The organism is Streptomyces sp. NPDC047108 (genome assembly GCF_040643575.1).
Lineage (GTDB): Bacteria > Actinomycetota > Actinomycetes > Streptomycetales > Streptomycetaceae > Streptomyces.
Map to the genome: position 1 here is coordinate 1 of NZ_JBEYUP010000001.1, position 10,253 is coordinate 10,253.

Annotated in this window: 7 protein-coding genes; 2 read left to right on the forward strand and 5 right to left on the reverse strand. The window is 70.9% G+C overall.

What is annotated here, in order from left to right; translation table 11 throughout:
* Positions 1-343: 343 nt before the first annotated feature.
* A complete protein-coding gene (locus ABZ822_RS00005) occupies positions 344-1,351 on the reverse strand; it encodes a stage II sporulation protein M (protein ID WP_360845012.1) in 1,008 nt (335 codons plus the stop codon).
* Between the two features lie 137 nt (positions 1,352-1,488).
* Between ABZ822_RS00005 and ABZ822_RS00010 the strand changes: the two genes are divergently transcribed.
* Positions 1,489-2,550: an RDD family protein gene (locus ABZ822_RS00010; protein ID WP_360845014.1), complete on the forward strand. Its 1,062-nt coding sequence runs from the start codon at positions 1,489-1,491 to the stop codon at positions 2,548-2,550.
* An 18-nt stretch (positions 2,551-2,568) separates the two neighbouring features.
* Here ABZ822_RS00010 and ABZ822_RS00015 read toward each other — a convergent pair whose 3' ends face one another.
* Positions 2,569-3,213: a hypothetical protein gene (locus tag ABZ822_RS00015; RefSeq protein WP_360845017.1), complete on the reverse strand. Its 645-nt coding sequence runs from the start codon at positions 3,211-3,213 to the stop codon at positions 2,569-2,571.
* A gap of 81 nt (positions 3,214-3,294) precedes the next feature.
* Entirely contained in the window at positions 3,295-4,752 is a 1,458-nt protein-coding gene (gene ahcY, locus ABZ822_RS00020; protein WP_360845019.1) for an adenosylhomocysteinase, read from the reverse strand.
* A gap of 470 nt (positions 4,753-5,222) precedes the next feature.
* On the opposite strand from ahcY, the gene ABZ822_RS00025 reads away from it, so the two are divergent.
* Entirely contained in the window at positions 5,223-7,490 is a 2,268-nt protein-coding gene (locus ABZ822_RS00025) for a fructose-specific PTS transporter subunit EIIC (protein ID WP_360845021.1), read from the forward strand.
* Positions 7,491-7,661: 171 nt separating this feature from the next.
* Here ABZ822_RS00025 and ABZ822_RS00030 read toward each other — a convergent pair whose 3' ends face one another.
* Together ABZ822_RS00030 and manA are read right to left on the reverse strand one after the other, a co-directional pair.
* The gene (locus ABZ822_RS00030; protein WP_360845023.1) at positions 7,662-8,639 is read right to left on the reverse strand and encodes a cation diffusion facilitator family transporter; all 978 of its coding nucleotides are present in this window, start codon (positions 8,637-8,639) and stop codon (positions 7,662-7,664) included.
* A 335-nt stretch (positions 8,640-8,974) separates the two neighbouring features.
* The gene (gene manA, locus ABZ822_RS00035; protein ID WP_360846865.1) at positions 8,975-10,168 is read right to left on the reverse strand and encodes a mannose-6-phosphate isomerase, class I; all 1,194 of its coding nucleotides are present in this window, start codon (positions 10,166-10,168) and stop codon (positions 8,975-8,977) included.
* Between the last annotated feature and the right edge of the window lie 85 nt (positions 10,169-10,253).

Sequence of the window (10,253 nt, forward strand, 5' to 3'; positions counted from 1 at the left end):
CATATCTGGCGTTGACTTTTGGCACGCTGTTGAGTTCTCAAGGAACGGACGCTTCCTTCAAAACCGTCTCCGGTTTCTCCGGGCGCTTCCCTTCGGTGTTTCCAACCTTACCAGAATCTCATCCCGGTCTTTTCCGACCCGAATTTCACCCGGAGGCCGTTGGAAGGCCATGAAAGCACCCCAGAGGAATGGAATTCCGTCTGGAGCGCGGTGGATTCTAGTTCCTGCGGTCGAGCTTGTCCAGCTCTCCGCAACCGTTCAAATCTACCTCCCCGACCCACCCGTGTCAACGGGTTTCGCGAGGTAGGTAGGACAGTACCAGGTCAGGGACCCTCGACGCACATCAGGCCGCTGTGGGGAGTTCCGCACTGCGATCCGCAGATTCGACATCGCCCGTTTCGCCCGTTCGGGCGGCGCGGCGTCCGACCACGAAGACGTAGACGAGGAACACCGCCTCGGCTGCGACACCGATGGCGATGCGCGCCCATGTGGGCAGGCCGGAGGGGGTGACGAAGCCTTCGATACCCCCGGACACGAAGAGCACGACGGCCAGGCCGATCGCCATGCCGATGGCGGCCCTCCCCTCTTGGGCGAGGGCTGTGCGGCGGGAGCGCGGGCCCGGGTCGATCACGGTCCAGCCGAGGCGCAGGCCCGTGCCGGCGGCGACGAAGACGGCGGTCAGCTCCAGGAGGCCGTGCGGAAGGATCAGGCCGAGGAAGGTGTCGAGCCGTCCTGCCGAGGACATCAGACCGACCCCGACCCCGAGGTTGAGCATGTTCTGGAAGAGGACCCAGAGCACCGGGATGCCGAGGAACGCCCCCAGGACGAGGCAGGTGGCGGCGACCTGGGCGTTGTTCGTCCACACCTGGGCCGCGAAGGCGGCCGCGGCGTGGCTCGAGTAGTACGTCTCGTACTGGCCGCCGGGGCGGGTCATCTCCCGCAGCTCGTCCGGGGCCGCGATGGTCGCCTGCACCTCGGGGTGTGCCGCGATCCACCAGCCGATCACCGCGGTCAGCACGGTCGAGACGACGGCGGTCGTCAGCCACCACCACCGTGTCCTGTAGAGAGCGGCCGGGAAGCCCGCCGTGAGGAAGTGGACGGCATCGCGCCAGCTCGCCTTACGGGCCCCCGTCACCGCGCTGCGCGCCCGAGCCACGAGCTGGGTCAGGCGTCCGGTGAGCTGCGGGTCGGGGGCGCTGGACTGGATCAGGGACAAGTGGGTGGCGGTGCGCTGGTAGAGAGCGACGAGTTCGTCGGCTTCCGCACCCGTCAGGCGGCGCTGACGGCGCAGCAGCTCGTCCAGACGGTCCCACTCGGCTCGGTGGGCGGCGACGAAGACGTCGAGGTCCATATGAGGCTGCTCCTACGGGTGCGGATGCGCACTCAGCTTGGCAGACGGGGGCGCATGGGCGGCAGACTGGTCGTACGGGCGTACGGTCCCGTACGGGTCAGGGGCGGGACGGGCTGGGGCGAGGGAGGACGGCGCACGTGAGCGAGCTGGTGACCGGTGAGGCGGTCGTACTGGGGCTGCGGCCCGCGAAACTGCCGAGCCGCGCCCTGGCGGTCGTCATCGACCTGATCGTGATCTTCTCCGCCTATATCGCGGTGTCGGCCGGACTGGCGGCCGCTACGGGGTCGTTGGACGCGGCTGCGAGCGCGGCGGTGTCGGTGGCCACCTTCGTCCTGGTGCTCGTGGGTGTGCCCATCGCCGTGGAGACCATCAGCCACGGCCGCTCCCTGGGGAAGGCCGCGATCGGGCTGCGCGTGGTGCGGGACGACGGCGGGCCGATCCGGTTCCGGCACGCTCTGGTGCGCGGCGCGATGGGGGTGGTCGAGATCCTGATGACGCTCGGCGTCGTCGCCGTGATCGCCTCTCTGGTGTCGGCGCGAGGTCGCCGCCTGGGGGACGTCTTCGCCGGAACCCTGGTCGTACGGGAGCGCATACCGGCGCCGCGGTCCGTGCGGATGCCGGCGCCGCCGCCGTGGCTGGCCGGGCAGTTGGGGAGGATCGACCTGTCCAGCGTCCCGGACGGGCTGTGGCTCGCCGTACGGCAGTACCTGACGCGGATGGACCAGCTCGATCCGCAGGTCGGGGCGCAGCTCGCGGCGCAGCTCGCGAACGATGTAGCGGCGCGCACGGGGGCGCCGGTGCCGGACGGGGTGCCGCCGGGGGCGTATCTCGCGGCGGTGGCCGGGGAACGGCAGGCGCGGGACGCGCAGCGGGCGTTCGGCGCCTCCGGCAGCGGGCAGGGGCACGGGCCCGCGCAGGCGAACGGGGTTCCGCCCGGCGCGTGGGCGTCCGCGCCGGGTGCTCGGGGTGGATCGGCCGCCCCTGCCGTGTGGTCGGAGACGCCCGCGGCGGTGCAGCCCGGCGCAGGGCCGCAGGCGGGGGCCGGTGGTGAGGTGCTTGCCGGTCCCCCGGCGAGCGCTCCGGCGCCCCCTGACGCGCGTTCCGGTGGGGAGACGTCGGGGCCTGGGGCGGCCGCCGCGGCGCGTGAGCCGGGGACCGCGGAGCCGTCGTCGCGCACGGGCTTCGTACCGCCCGCCTGACACCGCGTCGGCGGCCCGTCAGCCGAAGGTCGTGGGTGGGGATTCGAGGTCTTCGAGTTCGATGCCGGGGGCGGCGAGGACCACGTCCCCGGCGATGTTCAGCGTGTGCTGCTCGCCGGTGTCCATCTCGGTGACCTGGTATTCGTCCACCGCCAGCGGGCCGCTGTCAGTGCCGTGTGTTTCGCTTCCGAGCAGAGCCCAGGACTGGTCGAGCGTGCGCGGGGCGAGCACGGGCTCGGTGAAGGCGACGAGGCGGACGCGGGTGGCGGGGGCGCCGGGGGTGAGGCGCAGCATCCGTGTCATGGCGACGAGGAAGGCGGGGGATGCACCGGTGAAGGCGTGGGCTCTGACATTGCCCTCGGTGGCGTGCTCGCCGGTCGGGTCGGTACGGACCCAGGTGACGCCGTCGAGTGCGGCGCCGCGGACCAGCCAGTCGGCGGCGCGGAGTTCGAGGCGGATGGGGCGGCCGAGTTCGTCGGTGGTGAGGTCGACGGAGCCGGTGACGGCCCGGTCCCCCTCGATATCCCCGCGCCCCGTGCCGGGCGGGGCGGTGATCTGCGAGACGTAGCGCCATCCGGAGGCTCCGGGGGCGCACTGGAAGTGCTCTTCTCCCAGGGGGGTGTGGTCATGGGGGTCATGACGGGAGTAGCGGCCGCGGGGCATGGTGGGGTCCTCGAGGGACCGGGTCCCCGCCCGTGGCGAGGACCCGGTCTCATCGGCTGGGTGCTGTGGTGCCGTCTGCTCTTAGTAGCGGTAGTGGTCCGGCTTGTACGGACCCTCCACCGGTACGCCGATGTAGGCGGCCTGGTCCGCGCGCAGCGTGGTGAGCTTGACGCCCAGCGCGTCGAGGTGCAGTCGGGCGACCTTCTCGTCGAGGTGCTTCGGGAGCACGTAGACGCCGGTCGGGTACGCCTCGGGCTTGGTGAACAGCTCGATCTGCGCGATGGTCTGGTTCGCGAAGGAGTTGGACATCACGAACGACGGGTGACCGGTGGCGTTGCCCAGGTTCAGCAGGCGGCCCTCGGACAGCACGATGATCTTCTTGCCGTCGGAGAAGGTCCAGGTGTGCACCTGGGGCTTGACCTCGTCCTTGACGATCCCGGGGATCTTGGCGAGGCCGGCCATGTCGATCTCGTTGTCGAAGTGGCCGATGTTCCCGACGATGGCCTGGTGCTTCATCCTGGCCATGTCCGAGGCCATGATGATGTCCTTGTTGCCGGTCGTGGTGATGAAGATGTCGGCGGTCTCGACGACGTCCTCGAGGGTCGCGACCTGGTAGCCGTCCATCGCGGCCTGCAGTGCGCAGATCGGGTCGATCTCGGTGACGACGACCCGGGCGCCCTGGCCGCGCAGCGATTCGGCGCAGCCCTTGCCCACGTCGCCGTAGCCGAAGACGACCGCGACCTTGCCGCCGATGAGGACGTCGGTGGCGCGGTTGATGCCGTCGACCAGCGAGTGGCGGCAGCCGTACTTGTTGTCGAACTTCGACTTGGTGACGGCGTCGTTGACGTTGATCGCCGGGAAGAGGAGCGATCCCGCCTGCTGCATCTCGTACAGGCGGTGGACGCCGGTGGTGGTCTCCTCGGTGACACCGCGGATCTCGGAGGCGAGCTGAGTCCACTTCTGGGCGTTCTCGCCGATGGTGCGGGTCAGCACCTCGAGGATGATGCGGTACTCGTCGTTGTCTGCGGTGGACGGGTCCGGCACGGCCCCGGCCTTCTCGAACTCCACACCCTTGTGGACGAGGAGCGTGGCGTCGCCACCGTCGTCGAGAATCATGTTCGGACCGCCGGTGGCGGCGTCCGGCCAGGTCAGCGCCTGCTCGGTGCACCACCAGTACTCCTCCAGCGTCTCGCCCTTCCAGGCGAATACCGGGATGCCCTGGGGGTTCTCCGGAGTTCCGTTCGCACCGACGGCGACGGCGGCGGCCGCGTGGTCCTGGGTGGAGAAGATGTTGCAGGACGCCCAGCGCACCTCGGCGCCGAGGGCGACGAGGGTCTCGATGAGCACGGCGGTCTGCACGGTCATGTGCAGGGAGCCGGTGATACGGGCGCCGGCCAGCGGCGACGCGGCGGCGTACTCCTTGCGGATCGACATCAGGCCGGGCATCTCGTGCTCGGCGAGGGTGATCTCCTTGCGGCCGTAGGCGGCCAGGGACAGGTCGGCGACCTTGAAGTCCTGACCGTTGGCGGCTGTCGTCATACGGGCTGCTCCTCGTGGATTCGAGCGAGAGGTGGACATGACTCGACTGCGGCAGCAGGCACAGGGACCCTCGGCCGCAGCGCAGTCCGTCGGAGGCCCTCTCTCCCTCGGTGGCCCGCAGCGCGGGCACGCCCGACCGCCATCAGCAGCGACGTCTGTCTGTCACGAATCTACACCGATCGGCCCGGCGGACCCCAGCCCGCATCCCTGGGGAGCGATTTCGGCCAAGTCCGGGGGCGGTCGCCCGCGCGACGGGGGCGAGCACGTGGAGGCGGCGCGCGTGGGTGCCGCGCGCCGGGCACGGTCGACGGCGCCGAAGACACCCGGGGGCCGGGTCACGGAGCGGGTGTGACAGAGCTGTCGGGGAGGGGCGGACCCCCTGTGCGGATCCGGTCCGCGGGTATTGCAGGATGCGTGGCGCGCGAGAACACTTGCACGACTCGCGCGCGCACCGGTGTAAGGAGACCCACGTGACCAGTCCGGCTGATCCCCCCAACGCCGCGGGGACGAGCGGGAAACGGCTGAAACTGCTCGCAGTGACCGCCTGTCCCACGGGCATCGCCCACACGTACATGGCTGCGGAGAAGCTGGCTCAGGCCGCGGAATCGCTCGGCCACGGGATGAAGGTGGAGACGCAAGGTTCGATCGGGGCCGAGAACGTCCTCACTGACAACGATGTCAGCGACGCGGACGGCATCATCATCGCCGCCGACAAGGACGTCGACCGCAGTCGCTTCGTCGGCAAACGGGTCCTCGTGGTCGGTGTCGCCGAAGGCATCCACCACCCTGAGCGGTTGATCGAGCGCGTGCAGAGCGCCCCCGTTCACCAGGACGGCGGCACGGGCGACGGATCCGGCGGAGGGGCAGCCGCCGCGACCGGGGCCGGGGCAGGCAAGCAGCGCGGTACGACGTACAAGGCGCTGATGAACGGTGTCTCGTACATGATCCCGTTCGTCGTCGTCGGCGGGCTGCTGATCGCGGTGTCCCTCGCCCTCGGCGGCGACCCGTCGGCCAAGGACGGCCTGGCCATCCCCGAAGGCTCGTTCTGGAAGCACGTCTTCGACATCGGGGTGATCGGCTTCACGCTGATGATCCCGATCCTGTCGGGCTACATCGCCTATGCGATCGGCGACCGGCCCGCGCTCGTACCGGGCATGATCGGCGGGTGGATCGCCAACACCGGTGAGCTGTACGGCTCGGAGGCCGGTGCGGGCTTCATCGGCGCGATCGTCACCGGCTTCCTCGCCGGTTACATCGTGCTGTGGATCAAGAAGGTCAAGGTCCCCAAGTTCGTCCAGCCGATCATGCCGATCATCGTGATCCCGATCGTGGCGACGACCTCGCTCGGCCTCTTCTTCATCTACGTCATCGGCAGGCCGATCGCGTGGATCTTCGAGCACCTCACGAGCTGGCTCGGCGGCCTGACCGGTTCCAGCGCCGCGCTGCTCGGCATCATCCTCGGCCTGATGATCGCGTTCGACATGGGCGGGCCGGTCAACAAGACCGCGTTCCTCTTCGGCGCCGGTCTGGTCTCGAAGAACCCGGAGATCATGGGCATGTGCGCGGCGGCCATTCCGGTGCCGCCGCTCGGGCAGGGCATCGCCACGCTCATCCGCCGCAGGTTCTTCACCGAGCAGGAGCGGGAGACGGGGCTCGCGGCGCTCTTCATGGGTTTCTTCGGCATCACCGAGGGCGCGATCCCGTTCGCGGCCGCCCGGCCGGCCCGGGTCATCCCGGCGAACATGCTCGGCGGCGCCGTCGCCGGTGCCGTTGCGGGTCTGGCCGCGGTCCAGGACAACGTGCCGCACGGCGGACCGATCGTGGCCGTCCTCGGTGCGGTCGGCGGGGTCCCGATGTTCTTCGTCGCGATCGCGATCGGTACGGCCGTGACCGCGCTGACGACCGTGACGCTCATGACGCTGGGCAAGAGCGCGGACACCGCGAAGGGCGCGAAGGGCGTGGAGGGAACGAAGGGGATGCCCGGTGTGCCCTCTCCCCTGGCGCCGGAGCCGGTGCTCGCGGGAGTGGGTGTCGGGTCGGGCAGCGGCGCGGCCAGCGAGTTGGGCACGATGGGCGGAGCCGTCGCAACGGCCGTGGCGCCGTCTGCGCGCCCGGCGGCGGCCGCGGAGACGGTCGGCGCGACGGAGAAGGCCGACACGACGGTGACGCCGGGCGGGACGCGGGCCCACTCCGAGCCGGACTCCGAGGCCGCGTCCGAGACCGGAGCCGAGGCCGGGGCGGACTCGGATGCGGGGGCGGACTCGGAGACCCGGGCAGGCAACGTACTGTCCGGGCACCTCACCGCCGCGACCGTGACGGAACACCTCACCGCGGACACCAAGGACTCCGCGATCCGCGAGCTCGCCGAACTCCTCGCGGAGAGCGGCAAGGTCGCGGACCGGGAGGAGCTGGTACGAGCCGTCTTCGCGCGCGAGGACCAGGGCACCACCGGGCTCGGTGAAGAGATTGCGATCCCGCACGCCAAGACCGACGCGGTCACGGCCCCCGTCGTCGGCTTCGCCCGCTCCGCCGAGGGCATCGAGTGGGGCTCACTCGACGGTACGAAGGCCCGGCTCGTGTTCATGATCGCCGTGCCCGAGGCCGCCGCGGGCGACGAGCACCTCCGGATCCTGGCGCTGCTGTCCCGGAAGTTGATGGACGGCGGGTTCCGGGAGCGGCTCATGGCCGCAGACGGTCGGCAGGAGATCCTGCGGGTGCTCGGCGAGGTCTCCGCGTAGCGCGACCGTTCCCGCATGGGAGCGATGAACGGCGAAGGCCCCCGCATCGGTTGCGGGGGCCTTCGCCGTTCATGCGGTCATCGGGCGGGACGACCGGGCGTCGGGCGGTGAGCGGTCGCGCGGCCGGACGATCGGGCCGGCCGGGCTCTCGCCGGTGTCACGCCGTCCGCGTCAGTGAGCGGCCTCCGGTCCGGGGCCGCCCGGGGTCTTCGCCGGGTCGGGGCCCGAGGCGGCCGCCGTCTCGTCGTAGATGTCCGGCTCGAGGTAGATCACACGCGCCGACGGAACGGCCGTACGGATACGGTCCTCGGCCGCGTTGATGGCCTCCGCCACCTGCTGGGCTGTGAATTCGGGCCGGACCGCGATCTTCGCACCCACGAGGATCTCGTCCGGGCCGAGGTGCTGGGTGCGCATGTGGATCAGGCGGGTGACCGCGTCGCCGTCCACGACGGCCTCGCGGATGGTGTTGTCGGTCTCCGGCCCCGCCGACTCACCGAGCAGCAGCGACTTGGTCTCGGCCGCCAGCACCAGCGCGATCAGGATGAGGAGAACACCGATGCAGAGGGTGCCGATGCCGTCCCAGATGCCGTCACCCGTGGCGATGGCGAGTGCGACGCCCACGAGCGCCAGGATGAGGCCGACCAGCGCGCCGAGGTCCTCGAGGAGGACGACCGGCAGTTCCGGCGCCTTGGCCCGGCGCACGAACTGGGTCCAGGTCTGCTTGCCGCGCAGCGCGTTCGACTCCTGGATCGCCGTACGGAAGGAGAACGTCTCGGCGATGATCGCGAAGACGAGGACTCCGATCGGCCAGTACCAGTCGTCGATCTCGTGCGGGTGCTTGATCTTCTCGTAGCCCTCGTAGAGGGCGAACATGCCACCGACCGAGAACAGCACGATCGAGACGAGGAAGGCGTAGATGTAGCGCTCGCGGCCGTAGCCGAAGGGGTGCTCCGGGGTGGCCTCCCGCCGGGCCTTCTTGCCGCCGACCAACAGCAGCGCCTGGTTGCCGGAGTCCGCGAGCGAGTGCACGCCCTCGGCCAGCATCGACGACGAGCCGCTGAAGGCGAACGCCACGAACTTCGCTGCCGCGATGGCCAAGTTGGCGCCCAGCGCCGCGACGATCGCTTTCGTTCCGCCTGATGCACTCATGAGTGCCTGGTGTCCTTCCGTCGGCTCGTCCCAGGAGCTTTGCTCCCCTTTTACTGACCGGACATTGTTGCAGCCCGGCCGACGGCCGTCGCGCCGGACCCGGATCAAGACCGTACGGGCAGGTCGGGGCAGGTCCGGTCCGCACAGAGGCTCCGTACGGACCGCGTACCGGCCGCGTACGGACCACGACCGGACCACGACCGAGCCGCGTTAAGACCACGCCCGGGCCGCGTACGGACCACGACCGGGCCCGACCCCGCCGCGTACGAGCGACTTCCGCGGCCCGGGCGTCGCCTCCCCGCGCGCCACCGCCCAGGGCCCGACCGGGTTTCGCGTCAGACCGCCACCGTCGCGCGGAAGACCGTACCCTCGCCGGTGAGGGTCGCCTCCTCGCCCGCCGGCAGGAAGGCCGACTCGCCCTGCTCCAGGCGCAGTTCGTCCGTCCCGGAGCGCAGCAGGGCCGACCCGTCGGTGCACAGCAGGATCTGCGGGGTGCCGGACGGGATGCGGCGCCCCTCCCCGGCCGCCGCCAGGACGTAGCGCGACAGCCGGAACTCCTCGACCGGGGTCTCGTACGTCTCCTCGCCCCCCACCGGCTCCGGCCGCAGCACCCCCGGCGCCGTGGACTCGAAGCGCACGATGCGCAGCAGCTCGGGGACGTCGATGTGCTTGGGGGTGAGACCGCAGCGCAGCACGTTGTCGGAGTTGGCCATGATCTCGACTCCGAGCCCGCTGAGGTAAGCGTGCGGGACGCCCGCGCTCAGGAAGAGGGCTTCGCCGGGCTGCAGTGTCACGTGGTTGAGCAGCATCGCCGCGATCACGCCCGGGTCACCGGGGTAGTGGCGCGCGAGGAAGGCGCAGGCGGCGTACGCGTCCTGGTGCGGGCCGTCGACCTCCGCGAGCCGTTCGGCCGCGGCGGCGGCCTGGGTGACCGTCTCGGCCATGGCCGTCCGGTCGGCGGTGAGGACGGCGGTGAGGACTTCGCGGAGCGCGTCGGCCTCGGGCTGGGCGTGGAGGATGTCGACGTACGGCTTGAGGGAGTCCACGTCCAGGCTCGCGAGCAGGTCCGCCGCCTCCCGCTCGGGGCGGAAGCCGCACAGCCCCTCGAAGGGCGTGAGCGCGCAGATCAGTTCGGGCTTGTGGTTGGCGTCCTTGTAGTTGCGGTGCGGGGCATCGATGGGGACGCCGCGGGCCTCCTCGTCGGCGTGGCCCTCGTTGGCCTGCGCGAGGTCGGGGTGCACCTGGAGGGAGAGCGGGGCGCCGGCCGCGAGGATCTTGAACAGGAACGGCAGCCGGGGGCCGAAGCGGTCGGTGACCGCCGTGCCCAAGTGGCCCTCGGGATCGGCGGCGATCGCGTCGGAGAGTGCCAGCGGGCCCGCGCCGCGGTCGACCCGGGAGGGGGCTCCGGGGTGCGCGCCCATCCACAGTTCGGCCTGCGGTTCACCCGTCGGCTCGAAGCCGAGGAGCCGCGGGATGGCGGTGGTCGAGCCCCAGGCGTAGGGGCGCACGGTGTTGGCGAGGCGGTCCATGCGGCGAAGTCCTGACTGTCCGTACGTGTGGTGGCCCGGGTTCCGGGTCTCGGGGTCCCGGAACCGGTCGGGGTACAGGTCCCGG